The 17,741-nt window shown below is 73.0% G+C and carries 4 protein-coding genes; 1 reads left to right on the top strand and 3 read right to left on the bottom strand.

Annotated features, from left to right (window positions below):
• Position 1: 1 nt before the first annotated feature.
• Genes WT26_RS11580 through WT26_RS11570 form a run of 3 tightly spaced genes read right to left on the bottom strand, consistent with a single transcriptional unit; the run spans position 2 to position 15,647 of the window.
• Positions 2 to 1,018, bottom strand: a complete 1,017-nt coding sequence (locus WT26_RS11580; RefSeq protein ID WP_069272917.1) for a GNAT family N-acetyltransferase — start codon at positions 1,016 to 1,018, stop codon at positions 2 to 4.
• Positions 1,008 to 5,972 (bottom strand): non-ribosomal peptide synthetase, encoded by a 4,965-nt coding sequence (locus WT26_RS11575; RefSeq protein WP_069272916.1) that lies wholly within the window; start codon positions 5,970 to 5,972, stop codon positions 1,008 to 1,010. Before WT26_RS11575 ends, WT26_RS11580 begins: the two co-directional genes overlap by 11 nt.
• Before the next feature lie 9 nt (positions 5,973 to 5,981).
• Positions 5,982 to 15,647 (bottom strand): non-ribosomal peptide synthetase, encoded by a 9,666-nt coding sequence (locus WT26_RS11570; protein ID WP_069273742.1) that lies wholly within the window; start codon positions 15,645 to 15,647, stop codon positions 5,982 to 5,984.
• A gap of 231 nt (positions 15,648 to 15,878) precedes the next feature.
• On the opposite strand from WT26_RS11570, the gene WT26_RS11565 reads away from it, so the two are divergent.
• The gene (locus WT26_RS11565) at positions 15,879 to 17,636 is read left to right on the top strand and encodes a cyclic peptide export ABC transporter (protein WP_069272915.1); all 1,758 of its coding nucleotides are present in this window, start codon (positions 15,879 to 15,881) and stop codon (positions 17,634 to 17,636) included.
• The last annotated feature ends 105 nt before the right edge of the window (positions 17,637 to 17,741 follow it).

Genomic DNA, 17,741 nt, shown 5'->3' with positions numbered 1-17,741 from the left:
GTCAGACGTGACGGCCGGAGAAGAACGTCTCGCGCAGCGTGCGCATCCACAGCGGCTGCGCGTCGGCCAGCGCGAGACAGCGCTGCCGCGAGAAGCCATGCCGCGCGAGGTGGTCGACGACGCGCGCATGGCCGGCCGGAACGGCACAGCCGACCGCTTCGGTACGCGGGTCGTCGAGAAACAGGTAATGAACGACGGACGGCAGCCAGCCCGCCACGCAATGCGGGCCGCGCCAGCGCGATTCGCCGACCAGCATCCGCAGTCCGCGGTCGTAGTCGCGCGCCGCGACGTGCGGCGCGAGCGCGTCTTCCTTCAGCCAGAACGCTTCGAAATACGCGAACGGTTCGCCGTCGAAGCAGCCGACGAGCGGCGTGACGTGCGGATCGGCGGCGGGCGTCGTGCCCGCCGGCTCGCCGGGCCAGCCGTCGCGCACGCGCGGCTCGTCGAACCAGCGCGCGACGCGCTGGGCATCCTCGGCCGGCTGCCAGCCGCGCAGCGTGAAGCGCACGCCGAGCGCCGGCAGGTCGCGTGCATAGACGTCGCCGCGCGGCGCCGGCGGCCGGCGCGGATGCCGCCGCCCGTGTGTCAGCGTGTAGAGCGTCGCGCACGGCGGCCGTGCGTCGGCGAGCCACAGGTCGGCCTGCTGTGCCCAGCCTTCGCGCATGCAGCGGCCGGCATCGGCGAGCACGCCGCTCGCGCGCAGCGCATCGAGCGCGACTGCCGGCCACGCGGCCGGATCGAGCCGCACCGTCGCGTGCGCGTCGCCGCCGGCGAAGGCGGCCGCGAGCGCGGCCAGCAGCGCGCGCCGCTGGTCGGCCGGCGACGCGCGATGGTTGTATGCGACGAGGCGCAGTGCGCCGTCGTCGCCGAGTTGCGCGCGCAACAACTGCGCGCCGATGCCGTCGCCCTGCGCGACGCGGATCTCCGCGCCGTCCCGCACGGCGACCAGGTCGTTCGCCAGCGCGAGACGGAACGTGTCGATCGGGGTCAGCCCGTCCGGTCGCACTTCAGCCAGCATGGCGCACCTCCGTGCCCGCGTCCGCCGGTGCGTCGAGCCGCGCGCCGAGTGCCGCGAACGTCGGCGACGCGAACAGGTCGGCGACCGTCAGCGCGTGACCGGCCCGGCTGGCCGCGTCGACGAAGCGCACGACGTCGAACGACGTCGCGCCCGCTTCGAACAGGTCCACGTCCGCCGCCGGTGCGGCCGATGCGAACGTGTCGGACCACAGCGCCGCGAGCGTGGCGGCCGTTCGAGAAGCGCAAACCTGGACCGGCGCGTGGGCCGCTTCGATGACGGACGGCGCGTCGGGGCCGCCGAGCACCATTCCGCCGGCCACGGCGAAGCGCGCGACTTCGTCGTGGTAGACATCGACGAGCACATCGACGAAGCCGCGGTCGAGCAGTTCGTCCGCATACGAGAACGCGGCGCTCACCCGCCCGTCCGGATGCTCGACGACGTCCAGTTCCAGCGTGAACACGACGCGATGGCGCACCCCGTCGAACCCGGTCAGCGACAGGCCGGCCCAGTCGCGCGTGGCGGCACCGGTCGGGCGCAGGTAGTTGAACATCACCTGGAACAGCGGATTGGCCTGCGCGGCACGCGGCGCGCGCAGCGCCGCGACGACGTCCGCGAACGGCACGTCGGCGTGCGCATAGGCCGCGAGTGCCGCGTCGCGCACGTGTGCCAGCACGTCCGCGCGACGCGCGGCCGGGTCGATCCGCGTACGCACGACGACCGAATTGATGAAGAGGCCGAGCGCCTCGCAGGCCGCGTTGCCGGTCAGCTCGCGCGTCGACGCGAGCACGCCGACCGGCTGGTCGGCCGCACCCGTCGCGCGGAACAACGCGGTGTTGAGCGCCGCGTGCAGCAGCATCGGCAGCGTCGCGTGCGCAGCCGACGCCGTATCGCGTGCGGCGCGGATCAGCGTCGCATCGAACGCGAACGCGGTGCGCGTCGCACGCCATTGCGGAATCGAAGGTGCGTCGGCGCGCTCGGGCAGCACGCGCCGCGGCAGGTCGGCCAGCGCATCGCGCCAGTAAGCGACCCGCGCGGGCGCGCCCGGCGCCGGCAGCACGAGCGGCGCGCCGGCGACCACCGGCAAGTTGACGCCCTGCACCCGCGCAACGTAATGCCACCGGATCGCATCGAGCCACAGCTCGATCGATTCGCCATCCGACACGATGTGATGAATCGCCAGCGACAGCACATGATCGTCCGCGCCGAGCCGCAGCACCCGCGCGCGCCACAGCGGCGCATCGGCCGCGAGGTCGAACGGCGCGAGCGCATCCTCGTCGGTCAGCGCCGCCGCGCGGGCAAGCACGTCGGGCGAAGCCGACAGGTCGACAACCGGCAGCGCGACCGGCGCCGGCGCGTCGATCCGCTGGCCCGGCAGCGCGCCGTCACGCGCCACGAGCCGCGCGCGCAGCGCCGGATGGGCCGCCGCCACGTCCGCGAACGCGGCACGCAGCGCGTCGACGTCGAGCGGGCCGCGCACCCGCAGCGCGACCGGGATGTTGTACGCGGCGCTGTCCGGCTGCGCGCGCCACAGGAACCACAGGCCGAGCTGTGCCGGCGACAGCGGCCACACGCCGTGTGCGTCGGGCCGCAGCGCCGCCGCGCCGGGCGCGCGTGCGCCGTCGTGCGCGGCGCGCGGCGCACCGGCCACCTGACGCGCGTACTGCGCGAGCACCGGCGCTTCGAACAGCGCACGCACCGGCACGTCGCGGTCGAGCCGTTCGGCCACGCGCGTCGCGACGCGCACGGCGGCGAGCGAATGGCCGCCGAGATCGAAGAAGTGATCGCCGCGGCCCACGCGCTCGAGATCGAGCACGTCGCACCAGATCGCCGCGAGCGCGGCTTCGTCGCCGTCCAGCGGCGCTTCGTACGCGCGCTCGACCCGCACGGGCGCCGGCAGCCGTGCGCGATCGACCTTGCTGTTCGCGTTGCGCGGCAGCGCGTCGAGCACGATCAGCTGCGCGGGCACCATGTAATCGGGCAGCGTGCGGCGCAGGTGCGCGTCGAGCGTCGCGGCGTCGACCGGCTGCGCGGCCGCCCGCGCGTCGGCGGTCAGCTCGACGTACGCGACGAGCTGCGCGAGCGCGCCCTGCCCGTGCACGACCGCACATGCTTCACGCACCGCGTCGTGCGCGGCAAGCTGCGCCTCGATCTCGCCGAGTTCGATGCGCAGCCCGCGCAGCTTCACCTGGTGGTCGACGCGGCCGATGAAGTCGAACACGCCGTCCGCGCGACGCCGCACGAGGTCGCCCGTGCGGTACAGCCGCGCGCCCGGCGCGCCGTACGGATCGGGCACGAAACGCTCGGCCGTCAGCGCCGGGCGGTCGAGATAACCGCGCGCGACGCCGATCCCCTCGCCGCCCAGATACAGTTCGCCGATCACGCCGACCGGCAGCGGATGCAGCCGCGCGTCGAGCACGTGCGCGGTGCGCGCGCCGACCAGCGTACCGATCGGCAGGTACGCGGCGTCGCCGAGCTTCGCGAGATCGTCGCCGGGCCGGAACATCCACAGCGTCGGCGTGACGACCGTCTCGGTCGGCCCGTAGCCGTTGACCACGCGCACGTCCGGCAGCGCGCGGCGCAGCATCGCGAACGCCTCGCGCGACGTCGCCTCGCCGCCGACGGTCAGCGACCGCAGGGTCGGCGGCGCGCCATGCGCGAGCGCCCATTCGGCGAGCTGCGCGGCGCAGCCGGGCGGCACGTAGGTCATCGTCACGCCGTCGCGGACCATCATCGCGCAGGTCTGCGCGGGCGGCCACAGCACGTCGGCCGTCACCGACACGGCGGCGCCCGACATGTATTGCGAGAACCAGCCTTCATGCGCGCCGTCGAAGTTGACCGACTGGAACAGCAGGAACACGTCCTGCTCGCCCGCGCCGTAGCGCTCGGCGATCGCCGCGCAATGCAGCGCGAACGATGCATGGTCGACGATCACGCCCTTCGGCTTGCCGGTCGATCCCGACGTGTAGATCGCGTAAGCCGCATGCCCCGGCAGCACGTCCGGCAGCACGACGTGCGCGACGTCGTCGAGCGCGTCGCTCGCATCCGCGCGCCACACGCGCAGCGACGGCAATTCGGGGAGCGCGGCTGCGCTGTGCGCGTCGGTCAGCACGTGTTCGATGCGCGCATCGCCGACGATCTGCGCGAGCCGTTCGCGCGGATGGGCCGGATCGAGCGGCACGAACGCGGCGCCCGACTTCAGTACCGCGATCAGCGCGACGAGCAGGTCGACCGAGCGCTGCAGCGCGACGCCCACGCGCATTTCCGGCCGTACGCCGGCCGCCACCAGATGGCGCGCCAGGCGGGCCGCGCGCGCATCGACTTCGCCGCGCGTGAACGCGCGATCGACATCGGCGACGCCGCGCGCGTCGGGCCGCGCCCGTGCATGCGCGGCGATACGCGCGTGCACGGGGATGAACGGCGCGTCGTCGCAGGCAGCCGGCGACGCATTCCACGCGAACAGCTGCGCGCGCTCGGCGGCGGGCAGCCAGTCGAGATCGCCGACCGGCATGTCGGGGCGCGCGAGCGCATCGGCGAGCAGCGTGACGAAGCGCTGCGCGAGCCGCGCGATCGCGTCGGCGTCGAACAGGTCGAGCGCGTAGATGAACGCGGCGTCGAACGTGCCGTCCGGCGTCGCTTCGACCGACAGCGTCAGGTCGAATTTCGCGGAAGGCGTACCGGACGGCAGCACGGCCGCTTCCACCGCGTTGCCGGGTGCGCCGAGCGCCGGCAACGCGCGACGCTCGCCGTATGCGGCCATCACCTGGAACAGCGGATGGTGGCTCGCGCTGCGCGGCACGCCGAGCGCGTCGACCACCTGCTCGAACGGCACGTCCTGATGCATCTGCGCGTCGACGAGCGCACGCTGCGTGCGCGCGACCAGCGACGAGAAATCGCCGTGCGCGGGCACGTCGACGTCGATCGCCAGCGTGTTGACGAAGAAGCCGATCAGGCCGGCGACTTCCGCGCGTTCGCGGTTCGCGGCCGGCACGCCGACGCAGATCCGCGCATCGCCCGTCGCGCGCGCGAGCAGCGCATCGAGCCCGGCGAGCAGCACCGCGAACGGCGTGGCGCCGGCGGCCGCGGCGAACGCGCGCAGCCGCGCGGCGAGCGGCGCGTCGAGCGAAAACACGTGACGGGCGCCGCGCGCACTGCGGCGCGCGGGTCGCGCGGCCGCGCCCGGCAGCGTCAGCACGCCGCGTTGCGGATCGAGCCGTTCGCGCCAGAACGCGAGCTGGCGTTCGCGTTCGCCGGCGTCGAGCCAGCGGCGCTGCCACAGCGCGTAGTCGGCGTACTGGATCGGCAGCGGCGCGAGCGCCACCGGCAGGTCGGACGCATACGTGCGATAGAACGCCGCGAGTTCCTCGAGCATCACGCCCGACGACCAGCCGTCCGACACGATGTGGTGCACGGTCAGCGCGAGCCAGTGATGCGTCGCGTCGAGCCGGATCAGATGCGCGCGCACCAGCGGCGCGACGCCCAGGTCGAACGCTTGCGCCTCGTCCGCCGCCGCGACTTCGTCGGCGCGCTCGTCGCGCTGCGGCTCGGCGAGCGACGACAGGTCCGTTTCGCGCCACGGGCAGCGCATCGGCGCGTGGATCGTTTGCGCGACGCCGTCCTGCGCTTCGTCGAAGGTCGTGCGCAGCGCCTCGTGGCGCGCGATCAGCGCATCGCACGCAAGCCGCAACGCGTGCGCGTCGAGCGGGCCCGTCAGCGCCAGCCGTTCGGTGATGTGGTACGCGTCGGGCGCATCGATCAGCCGCGCATGCAGCCACAGCCGCGTCTGCGCGAACGACGCCGGCACGCGGTCGCTGCGCGGCGTGCGCGGCGGGATCGGCAGCACGCGAAAATCGATGCCGGCCGCGCCGAGCTTGTCGATGAACACCGCGCGCTGCGCGTCGGGCAGTTGCGCGAAACGCGTCGCGAGCGCGAGCCAGTCGGGTTGAACCTTCGTCATCCGTCGTCCTTATTGGGTTTCCAGTTCGCCGAGCAGCGCGTCGATCGCGCTCGCCGCATCGGTCGCGCCGCGTGCCGCGCAGGCCGCGTCGATCGCATCCGCGCACCGCGCCAGCGTGCGCGTGTCGAACAGCGTGCGCAGCGGCAACGCGAGCCCCCAGTGCAGGTTCGCCTGCGCATGGGCCTGCGTCGCGAGCAGCGAATGGCCGCCGAGCAGGAAGAAGTCGCCGTCGCGGCCGATCGCGTCCACGTGCAGCACGCGTTGCCAGATCCCCGCGAGCGTGCGTTCCGTGTCGGTCGCGAGTGCGGCTTCGGCTGCCGTCTCGCGCACCGGCGCGGGCAGCGCATGGCGGTCGCACTTGCCGTTCGGCGTGACGGGCAACGCGTCGAGTTCGATCAGCTGCGACGGCACCATGTAGGCCGGCAGTTGCGCGCGCAGCGCATCGAGCAGCGCCGCGCGGTCGAGCGGGCCCGCGTCGCCGCGCGCGACATAGCCGACCAGCTGCGCGTCGCGCACGATCACGACCGCGTCGTTCACGCCGGGCGCCGCGCGCAGCAGCGCCTCGATCTCGCCCGGCTCGATCCGCTGGCCGCGCAGCTTGACCTGCGTGTCGACGCGGCCGAGATAGTCGAGCGCACCGTCGGCACGCCGGCGTGCGAGGTCGCCCGTGCGGTACATGCGCGCGCCCGGCACGAACGGATCGGGCACGAAGCGCTCGGCGGTCAGCGCCGGCCGGCCGAGATAGCCGCGCGCGAGGCCCGCGCCCGCGAGATACAGTTCGCCGGTCGCGCCGGCCGGCACCGGCTGCCATGCGGCATCGAGCACGTGCAGCTGCAGGTTCGCGATCGGATGGCCGATCGGCACCGCGACCGCCTGCGCGTCGTCGGGGCCGCACGTCCAGTGCGACACGTCGATCGCGGCCTCGGTCGGCCCGTACAGGTTGACGAGCGTCGCGTGCGGCAGCAGCCGCGCCATTTTCTCGACGAGTTCGGGCGCGAGCGCCTCGCCGCTCGCGACGATCAGGCGCACGCTGTCGCATTGCGCCGCGGCCGCGAAATCGTCGAGATACGCGGCGAACGCGGCGAGCATCGACGGCACGAAGTGCAGTACCGTCACGCCGTGCGCATGGATCGCGGCCGCGAGACGCGCCGGATCGCGATGGTCGCCGGGCGCGGCGATCGCGAGCTTCGCGCCGATCGCCAGCGGCCACACGAATTCCCACACCGACACGTCGAAGCCGAATGGCGTCTTGTGCAGCACGACGTCGTCGCGCGTCAGCCGGTACGCGTGCTGCATCCACGCGATCCGGTTCGCGAGCGCGCCGTGCGTGTTGCCGGCGCCCTTCGGCTTGCCGGTCGAGCCGGACGTGTAGATCAGGTAGGCAAGCTGTGCGTCGGCGACCGTGGCCGGCTCGGTCGCGTCCGGTGCGATGTCCTGCGCGAGCAGCTCCGCCACCGTCAGCAGCCGCGTGCCGGCGGTGTCGCCCAGCGCGGCCTCGACCTGCTCGCGCAGATGGGCCTGGGTGATCGCGACGGCCGGCCGCGCGTCGCGCAGCAGATACGCGATGCGCTCGGCCGGATAGTCGGGATCGACCGGCAGGTAGGCCGCGCCGGCCTTCAGCACGCCGACCAGCGCCATCACCATGTCGAACGAACGCTCGACGCACAGCGCGACCGGCGTATCGGGCCGCACGCCGCGCCGGCGCAGCGCGGCCGCGATGCGCGACGTGCACGCGTCGAGCTCGGCGTAGGTCATCCGGTGCAGGCTGCCGTGCGCGTCCGCGTATTCGAGCGCGATCGCGTCGGGCGTCGCGCGGGCCGCCGCTTCGAATTGCGCGTGCAGCGGCAATTGCTGATGTGCCGACCACGCGCGCGCGGTCGCTTCGCGCTGGGCGAGCGCGTCGCGCGCCGCGTCGTCGGCGATCGACAGCGTGCCGAGCCGTGCATCCGGCGTGCGGGCCAGCGCATCGAGTGCGCAGGCGAACGCGCGGTGCCAGGTTTCGACCTGCTCCGCATCGACGCGCGCGGTGTCGTAGCCGTAGTCGATCGTCAGCTCGGCGCCGCTCTCGATCACGAGCGTCAGCGCGAAATCGGTGGCTTCGATGCTGCGCACGCCGCTCAAGGCCAGCGCGCGCGGATCGGCGTCGCGCGCCGTGTCGTCGACCGGATAGTTCTCGAATACGACCAGCGTGTCGAACAGCGCGCCGCCCGCGCCGCGCGCCCAGCGCTGGATGTCGGCAAGCGGCGTGTGCGCGTGCTCGGCGGCCGCCGCGTTGTCGCGTTGCAGCGCTCGCAGCCAGTCGGCCGCGCGTTGCTGCGGTGCCGGTGCGGTAATCACCGGCACCGTGTTGATGAAGAGTCCGAGCACCGAGTCGACGTCCGCGAGTGCATCGGGACGGCCCGCGACGGTCGCGCCGAACGCGACGGCCGGCTGGTGCGTCATCCGCTGCAGCGCGAGCGCCCACGCACCCTGCACCAGCGTGTTGACCGTCAGCTTCAGGGCGCGTGCCGTCTGCGCGATGCGTGTCGTCGCATCGGCATCGAGCGTCGCGCGCCACGTGACCATGTCGGCATCCGCACGGTCGGCCGTGCGTTCCGCGATCAGCGTCGGCGCGTCGAGTCGTGCGAGGCGTTCGGTCCAGAAGCGTTCGTCGGCGGCGCGGTCGCGCGTGCCGAGCCAGGCGATGAAGTCGCGATACCGGCGTGCCGGGCGGCTCGCGAATGGCGACACGGCGTCCGGGGCGCGATAGTCGCGCTGCACGTCGGCGAGCAGGCGCGCGGTGCTCCAGCCGTCGAGCAGCACGTGGTGGCGTGTCCACACGACGCGCCATGCGTCGTCGGTCACGCGGATCAGCGTGAGGCGCATCAACGGCGGCTCGCGCCAGTCGAAGCCGCGTGCGCGATCGGCCGCGAGCCACGCGTCGAAATCGGCGTCGAGCGTGTCGCCGCGCGTGCGCCAGTCGAGCCGTTCGACCGGCATCCGGGCGTGGCGATGCACGCACTGCAGCGGCGCGGCTTCGTCCGGCATCACGCTCGTGCGCAGTATGTCGTGGCGCGCGACGGACGCTTCGAACGCGGCAACGAGCCGGTCGGCGTCGAGCGCGGCCGCGGTCGCGACGAGCTGGTTCACGTAGCTGGCGTGACCGGGCGCGAACAGCGCATGGAACAGGATGCCCTGCTGCATCGGCGACAGCGGGTACACGTCGTCGATCGTGCGCCAGTCGAGCGGCGTGCGTTCGATCGCGGCCTGCGTGAGGCCGGCGGCCTGCGCGAGCGGGAAATCGCCCGGCGTCGCGCCGGCGCCGCGCTGCGCGACGCGCGACGCACACGCGTCGACGAGCTCGCGCAGCGCCGCCGCGAAGCGTTCGGCACACGCGTCGATCGTCGTGCGCTCGAATTGCGGCGCACCGTAGACCCAGTGCACTTTCAGCGTGCGCCCGCCGTCGTGGTTTTCGTCGAGATATGCGTGGATCGCGAGCGCATTGCCGAGCGGGCCCTGGCGGTCGCGCTCGACGCCGGTGCCGCCGAAGCGCGGCACGAGCGTGGCATCGCGCGGTGCGTCGAACTGGCCGAGATAGTTGAACGTGACGCGCGGACGCGGCACGGCGGCCAGCGCCGCGCGCGTCGCCGCATCGCCGTAGTGCGCGAGCACGCCGAAGCCGAGCCCCTTGTGCGGCACGGCGCGCAGCGTGTCCTTGACCGCGCACAGCGTGTCGCGCGCGGTGGCCGCGACCGGCAGCGTCACCGGGTAGTGGCTCGTCAGCCAGCCGATCGTGCGGCTCGCATCGGCATCGTCGAACAGCGCCTCGCGGCCATGCCCTTCGAGTTCGACCCGGCACGACGCCGCGTCGCGCCCGTCGGTCAGCGCCATGGCAAGCGCGGCGGCGAGCAGCTCGATCGTCTGCGTGCGATAGGCGGCATGCGCATCGGTCAGCGCCGCGCGGGTCAATGCCGCGTCGATCGTCTGCACGACGACGGCTGCATCGGCGTTCGTCGCCGTTGCGTCGGGGTGGTCGGGCACGACGTCGTCGCCCTGCGCCATGTCGGCCCAGTACGCGGTCTCGTTCGCGAACGGCGAGCCCGGATCGGTCGCCGCGCGCGCGAGCCGCGCGGCCCACGCGTCGGCGCACAGGCCCTGCAGCGCGAGCCGGATCGGCCGTTGCTCGCAGGCGGCGCGGTAGGCCGTGTCCAGGTCGTCGAGCAGGATGCGCCACGACACGCCGTCGACGATCGCATGGTGAATCGCCAGATAGAGCTGCGTCGAGCCGTCCGGCAAGCGCGCCGCGCATGCGCAGGCCAGCGGCCCGCGACCGAGGTCGAGGCGGCGCTGCAACGCGTCGAAGCGCTCGAGCGCGTCGGCTTCGTCGCCGGCGGCGACTTCGACGAACGGCAGCGCGTCGTATGGGCGCTGGGCGTCGTCGGCCTGCCACGCGCCGTGCGCGTCGCGCGCGAAGCGCTGGCGGAATGCATCGTGATGCGTCAGCAACGCGTCGAAGGCGCGCGCGAACGCATCGGCGTCGAACGGCCCGCGCACGTCGAATGCGACCGACTGGTTCCAGTGTCCCGGGCGCGGGATGTCGAGTGCGAAAAAGCGCTGCTGCGCGGGCGTCAGCACGCGCGCGGCGGCCACCGTTGTCGTCGCGGCCTGCGCGACCGGGGCGGATTGAGCCACGTCGTCCGTCTTCGCGATGCGTGCGAGTTCGGCGACCGTCGGGCCGTCGAACAACTGCTTCGGCGTGAAGCGCACACCGCGCTTGCGCGCCCGGGCGATCACCTGCAGCACGAGGATCGAATCGCCGCCGAGTTCGAAGAAGTTGTCGTCGCGACCAACCTGCGGCGCCTTCAGCACGGCCTGCCAGACCTCCGCGAGCACCGTTTCGACCGCGCCTCGCGGCGCGTCGCCTTGCGCGCTCGCGACCGGCGCGGCGGCCAGCGCGCGCAACGCGGCACGATCGATCTTGCCGTTCGCGGTGACGGGAAGGCGCGCGAGCGCGACGAACTGCGCGGGCACCATGTAGTCGGGCAGCGCCGCCGCGAGCCGTGCGCGCAGCGCGGCCTCGTCGAACGCCGCGCCGTCGCGCGCGACGACGAACGTCGCGAGCCGCAGGCGGCCATCGTGTTCGACCGCGAGCGTTTCGGCCTGCGCGATGCCGTCGGCCGCGCGCAGGGCCGCACTCACCTCGCCCGGTTCGACTCGGTAGCCGCGAATCTTCACCTGGTCGTCGATGCGGCCGAGGAAGTCGATGCGGCCGTCCGTGCGCAGCCGCACGCGGTCGCCGGTGCGATACAGCCGCGCGCCGGGCGTAAACGGATCGGGCACGAAGCGTTCGGCGGTTTGCGCCGGGCGCCCCAGGTAGCCGCGCGCGACGCCCGGCCCGCCCAGATACAGCTCGCCCGTCGCGCCGGCCGGCACGCACGCGCCGAACGCGTCGAGCACCAGCACGCGCGCATTCGGCAGCGGCAGGCCGAGCGGCACACCGCGCGCCCCATCGTGCCCATCGTGCCCATCGGCGGCGATCGACGCCGTGTCGCAGGCGATCGCGCCGACCGTCGCTTCGGTCGGCCCGTAGTGATTGATCACGCGGCAAGCCGGTGCGAGCGCGGCCACGCGCGCAACGAGCGCCCACGTGAGCGTTTCGCCGCCCGTCACGAGCGCATGGCGCGGCAGCACGTCGGCCGGCACGCGCGCGTCGAGCAGCGCTTGAAGGTGGCTCGGCACGATCTTCAGCACGCCGACGTCGCGGCGGCGCATCTCGTCGGCGAACAGGTCCGGATCGAACGCGCACGCGGCCGGCAGCAGGTGCAGCGTGCGGCCCGCGCACAGTGCGCCGAACAGCGTCGTGTGACCGAGGTCGGCCGCGACGGTCGATACCATCGCGAACGACGCATCCGGTGCGAACGCGAATTCGTCGAGCATCCCCTGCACGTAGTCGGCCAGCGCGCCGTGCGACACGACGACGCCCTTCGGCGTGCCGGTCGAGCCCGACGTATAGATCAGGTAAGCGCCCTGTTCCGGGTGCGGCGCGATGCGTGCGGCGCCCGCCTGCGCGAGCGTCGCGTCGGCCGCGAGCGCGTCGACGTCGAGCGCCTGCGCAAGCGTGCCGGCCGGCCATGCGGCGTCGCCGGCGACAAGCGCCCAGCGCGCGCCGCAATCGGCTGCCGCGGCGGCCAGTCGCGCGGCCGGCTGGGCGGGATCGAGCAGCACGGCGAGCGCGCCGGCCTTCAGCACACCGAGCAGGCCGACGACGAAGCGCGTGGAGCGTTCGATGCAGACGACGACCGGTTCCTCGGCCGCCGTGCCGCGCAGTTGCAGCGCGCGGGCGACGCGATCCGACGCGTCGTCGAGTTCGCCGAACGTCAGCGACGCCGACGCGTCGGCAAGCGCGACGCGATGCGGATACGCGGCCGCCTGACGCGCAAATGCGGCGACGATATCCGCGTGCTCGGGTGTGAACACGCGGCCGTCGCGCGGCTGCCCCGCTTCATGTGTGCGATGCGCGCCGTCGCACGGCAGCGCCGTGACCGCGCGCTGCGGATCGCGCGCGGCGGCACCGACGAGCGCCGCGTAGCTGTCGAGCCACGCGCGCGCGGTGTCCGCATCGATGCAGTCGGTCGCATAGGCCGCGACCAGTTCGATGCCATGCGCATCGTCGGTGAAATCCACGGCGTAGTCGAAACGCGCGGCGAGATCGGGGCCCGGCGTCGCCACGGCCGTCGCGCCTGGCAGCACGCTGTCGTGCCGCGCGTCGAACTGCTGCGCGAATTTCACGCGCAGCCATTCGTCGCCGCGCTTGACCGGCGGCTTCACCGCATCGACGACACGCTCGAACGGCACGTCCTGGTGGGCAACCGCGTCGAGCGCCGCCGTGCGTGCCGCATCGACGAGCGCGCGGAACGGCAGCGTCGGCGCCACCTGCACGCGCAGCGCGACCGTATTCAGGAACAGGCCGAGCAGTGCACGCGTTTCGGGGCGCTGACGATGCGCGACCGGTACCGCGACCACCACATCCGTTGCGCCGGTCAGGCGCGACAGCCATGCGTCGAGCGCGGCCAGCAGCACCGTGAAGACGGTCGCCTGCGCGTCGCGCGCGAGTTGCCGCACGTCGGCCGCGACCGCGTCGGGCAGCCGCACCGACACGCGCGCGCCTTGCAGCGTGCGCGCCGCGCCCGGCTGGCGGTCGACCGGCAGCGCGAGCGGGCCCGGCACGTCGCGCAATGCGCCGCGCCAGTAATCGAGCTGACGTTCGCCCTCGCCGCCGGCCAGCATGTCGCGTTGCCAGTCCGCATAGTCGGCGTACTGGATCGGCAGCGCGGGCAGCGCCGGCGCGACGCCGTTCGCATACGCGCAATAGACCGCCGTCAGCTCCTCGAACGCGCAGCGCGAGCTCCAGCCGTCGGTGATCGCGTGATGGGCGGTCAGCAACAGGCGATGACGGTCGCCCGCGAGCGCGACCAGCGTCGCGCGCACGAGCGGCCCTTCGGCGAGGTCGAACGGCGCGCCGGCGTCGCGCTCGGCGAGGATCGCCGCCTGCGCGTCGCGGGCGGCAGGCGGCTGGTCGCGCAGGTCGACGTCGGCGATCGACACCGGCAGATGCGCATGGATCCGTTGCATCACGACGCCGTCGTCGTTGTCGACGAGCGTCGTGCGCCATGCCTCGTGCCGGCCGATCACGTGATCGAGTGCACGTTGCAGCGCGTCGCGATCGAGTGTGCCGTCGATCGTCCAGTGCGCGGCGATGTGATATGCGGCGCTCGCGTCGCGCGTTTGCGCGAGCACCCAGAAGCGTTGCTGTGCCAGCGACGCCGCACGCTCCGCATACGGTGCGCCGGCCGGCGCGCCGGCGCGCGCCGCGATCGCGACGAGCGGCGCGCCGGTTTCGCGTTCCGCACGATCGACCGCGTCGGCCAGTTCGGCGAGCACCGGATCGGCAAACAGCGTATCGAGCCGCAGGTTGACGCGCCATTCGGCACGGATCGCGGCCTGCAGCTGCATCGCGGCGAGCGAATCGGCGCCCAGCGCGAAGAAGCGGTCGTCGCGCGACGGTGCGACATCGAGGCCGAGCAGCGTCTGCCAGATTTCAGCGGTGCGCCGCTCGGTGTCCGTGCGCGGCGCGTCACCGGCTGCGCGGTCCGCGCGGTCGGTACGGTCGGCGGCGATCTTCTCGCGCAGCGCGGCGCGGTCGAGCTTGCCGTTCAACGTATACGGCAGCGCATCGCAACGCACGAACCGGTGCGGCTGCCAGGCGGCCGGCAGTTGCGCGGCCACGTGCGCCTTGAGCGCCGCATCGTCGGCCGCCGCGCGCAGCGCGACGCATGCGATCAGACGGGTCGGCCCGTTGCCGGTTTCCGCGACCACGGCCGCGTCGGCCACGGCCGGATGCGAGCGCAGGCACGCGGCGATTTCGCCCGGCTCCACGCGCACGCCGCGCACCTGGACCTGGTCGTCGAGGCGGCCGAGATAATCGAATGCCCCGTCGTCGCGCAGCCGTGCGAGGTCGCCAGTGCGGTACACGCGCGCTCCGGGCGCGCCGTCCGGATCGGGCACGAAGCGCTCGGCCGTCAGCGCCGGGCGGCCGTGATAGCCGCGCGCGACGCAGGCGCCGCCCAGCAGCAGCTCGCCGGCCGCTGCACCGTCGCCACCGTCGACGCGGGCAACTCGCGGACCGATCGGCCGGCCGATCGGCAACGACGCATACGCATCGTCGGCGGCCAGCACGGGCGTCTCGCCCGGCTCGACCGGCCACAGCATCGGCGAAATCACGGCCTCGGTCGGCCCGTAACCGTTGACGAGCCGCACCGCCGGAAAAGTGTCGCGCACGAATTCGAACGCCTGCTGCGGCAGCGCTTCGCCGCCGAACGCGAGCACGCGCAGCGCCGGCGGCACGCCGTCGCGCGCGGCCACCGCGGCGAATTCGCGCAGGTACGCGGGCGGGAACGCGGCCACGTCGACCGCTTCGCGCACCATCAGCGCATGTGCGGCATCGGGCGCGAACGGCTGCGGCGGCGCCACGACGATGCTCGCACCGGTCGCGAGCGGCGCAAGCCAGCATTCGTGCGCGGCGTCGAAATTGACCGACGCAAAATGCAGCAGGCGGTCGCCGGCCTCGATCGGCAGCGCGGCCGCGAGCGCGTCGCAGTGCGCGGCGAGCGGCCCGTGTTCGACGACGACCGCCTTCGGCGTGCCGGTCGAACCCGACGTGTAGATCATGTAGGCGGCCGCACGCGGGTGGACCGGGGCGTCGTCTTCATCGACGCACGCGTCCGTTGCATGGGCATCGATTTCCGCGACGTCGAACGCGTGCTCGAACGGCGCGCCGAGCGCCGCGCGGCCCGCCGCATCGACGATCCCGTGCCGCAGGTTCGCGTCGCGCACGATCCAGTCGAGGCGTGCGGCCGGATGGCGCGGATCGAGCGGCACGAACACGCCGCCCGCCTTCAGCACGGCCAGCAGCGCGACGAACAGTTCGCACGAACGCTCGACGCACACGCCCACCCGCACTTCCGTGCCGACGCCGGCCGCGCGCAGTAGCCGGGCGAGCCGCGACGCCCGCGCGTCGAGCGCGCCGCGCGACAGGCGGATTTCGGTCGGAAAGGAGACGGCGAGCGCGGGTGCGTCGGGCGCGATGCGCGCCAGTTCGCGGATTCGGTGATGCAGCGCAGTCGGGAAACTCGTCATGTGCGTGAAGTCCTTCGGTCCGGCCGCTTCGGCCAAGTCTCGGGGCCGCTTGGGGCGGCTTCACTGGTGTGACGAACGGCGCGGCCGATTTTTTACCGTTTTGCACTCAATCCGCCGATGACTAAATATTTCGGCGGCTCGTTCGTCTATTCGGCAGGAGGCGCACCGCGCGCCGTTCGTTTCTCCGTTGTTCGTTCTCCGCTGTTCGTTCTCACTTAATTGACGTTGCCGATGACAGCTGCCCACGAGCCCTCTTTGCCGCCCTCCCGCCCGCCTGCCGCCGATGCCGCGCCGCCCGCCCGCCCCGCGGCGCGGCTGATCCTCGCGCTGCTGCGCGAAAGCCGCGCGTCGCTCGCGCTGGCGCTCGCCGCGTGCGTGCTGAACGGCGTCGCGAGCGTGCTGCTCGTCGCGACGCTGAACCGCGCGCTGTCGCAGCCGGGCGCGGCCGACGCGTCGCTCGCATGGCGCTTCGCGCTGTGCGCGGTGCTCGCACTCGTCACCAGGATCGTGTCGGGCACGCTGTTCGCGCGCCTGTCGCAGGACACGATGGCGCGGCTGCGCGTGCATCTCGCGCGGCGCGTCGGCGCGGCCGAGCTGCGCGACATCGAGCGGATCGGCGCGGCGCCCGTGCAGTCGGTGCTGACCGACGACGCGACCAACGTGTCGATGCTGTTCTTCGCGCTGCCGAACCTGGTCATGCACGGCTCGATCGTGTTCGGCTGCCTCGGCTATCTCGCGTGGCTCTCGTGGCCGGTGTGCCTGCTGGCGCTGGCCGCGATCGTCGCCGGCTCGCTCGGCTATCACACGGGCGACCGCCGCGCGATCGCGTCGCTCGAAGCGGCCGGCCAGGCGCAGGATCGTCTGTTCGGCTATCTCGGCTCGCTGTTTTCCGGTGCGAAGGAGCTGAAGCTGCACGATGAACGCGCACGCCAGTTCGTCGACGGCCAGCTCGGCGCCGCGATCGGCGAAGTGCGCGACCACCGCCGCCGCGCGTTCAGCGCGTACGCGGTCGGCGTCGGCTGGATCATCTTCCTGTTCTATGCGTTCCTCGGCGTCGCGTCGTTCTGGCCGCAGCTCGGCGTGCATGCCGAGCCGGCCGCGGCCGCCGGCTACGTCGTCGTGTTCCTGTTCATGCTCGTGCCGCTCGACGGGCTGCTGAACAACCTGCCGACCGTCAACGCGGCACGCGTGTCGCTGACGCGGATCGAAGGCGTGATGGCCGAATTCGGCGCGCTGCGCACGGTGCCGCCCGCGGCCGACGCCCCCGACGTGCCGCCGGCCGGCGCCGTCACGCTGCGCGGCGTCACGCATGCATACTTCCACGAACGCGACGAACGGATGTTCAGCGTCGGGCCGATCGACCTGACGATCAGGCCGGGCGAGCTCGTGTTCATCGTCGGCGGCAACGGCAGCGGCAAGACGACGCTCGCGAAGGTGCTGACGGGGCTTTACGAACCGGAGGCAGGCACGATCGAGGTCGACGGCCGCCCGATCGGCTGGCGCGAGCGCGCCGCCTATCGGCAGCGCTACAGCGCGGTGTTCAACGATTTCCACCTGTTCGACGCGCTGCTCGGCATCGTCGATCCCGACGATCCGTCCCGCGCGCAGGCCGATGCGCGCGCGAACGCGCTCGTCGCGAAGCTCGCGCTCGATCACAAGGTGAAGGTGGTCGACGGCGCGTTCTCGACCCGCGCGCTGTCGACCGGGCAGCGCAAGCGGCTCGCCCTCGTCGTCGCGTACCTGGAGGACCGGCCGTTCTACCTGTTCGACGAATGGGCGGCCGACCAGGATCCGACGTTCAAGGCCGTGTTCTACGAGCAGCTGCTGCCCGAGCTGCGCGCGCGCGGCAAGGCCGTGATCGTGATCACGCACGACGACCGCTACTTCGATCTTGCCGACCGCTTGTTGAAGCTCGACAACGGGCGCATCGTCAGCGACACGACGCCCGCGCGGCAGCGGGTCGATGCGGTGAACGAGGTGAATGCGTAATCGTCATGTGCCGGCGCGGCGGCTTGCCGAAGCGCCGGCGCCTTGCCGGATGCGCGCGGGAAGGTGCCGGGCAACGCGCCCTACCCGCCGGGATACACGGCCGAC

The sequence above is a fragment of the Burkholderia cepacia genome (assembly GCF_001718835.1).
Taxonomy (GTDB): Bacteria; Pseudomonadota; Gammaproteobacteria; order Burkholderiales; family Burkholderiaceae; genus Burkholderia; species Burkholderia cepacia_F.
Note: the sequence above shows the minus strand (reverse complement) of the source record. Positions and strands in the feature narration are given on the sequence as shown.

Excerpts from the sequence above, each read along its gene's own strand:
- WT26_RS11580 (WP_069272917.1), bottom strand. The coding sequence starts at position 1,018 with ATGCTGGCTGAAGTGCGACCGGACGGGCTGACCCCGATCGACACGTTC.
- WT26_RS11575 (WP_069272916.1), bottom strand. The coding sequence starts at position 5,972 with ATGACGAAGGTTCAACCCGACTGGCTCGCGCTCGCGACGCGTTTCGCG.
- WT26_RS11570 (WP_069273742.1), bottom strand. The coding sequence starts at position 15,647 with ATGACGAGTTTCCCGACTGCGCTGCATCACCGAATCCGCGAACTGGCG.
- WT26_RS11565 (WP_069272915.1), top strand. The coding sequence starts at position 15,879 with ATGACAGCTGCCCACGAGCCCTCTTTGCCGCCCTCCCGCCCGCCTGCC.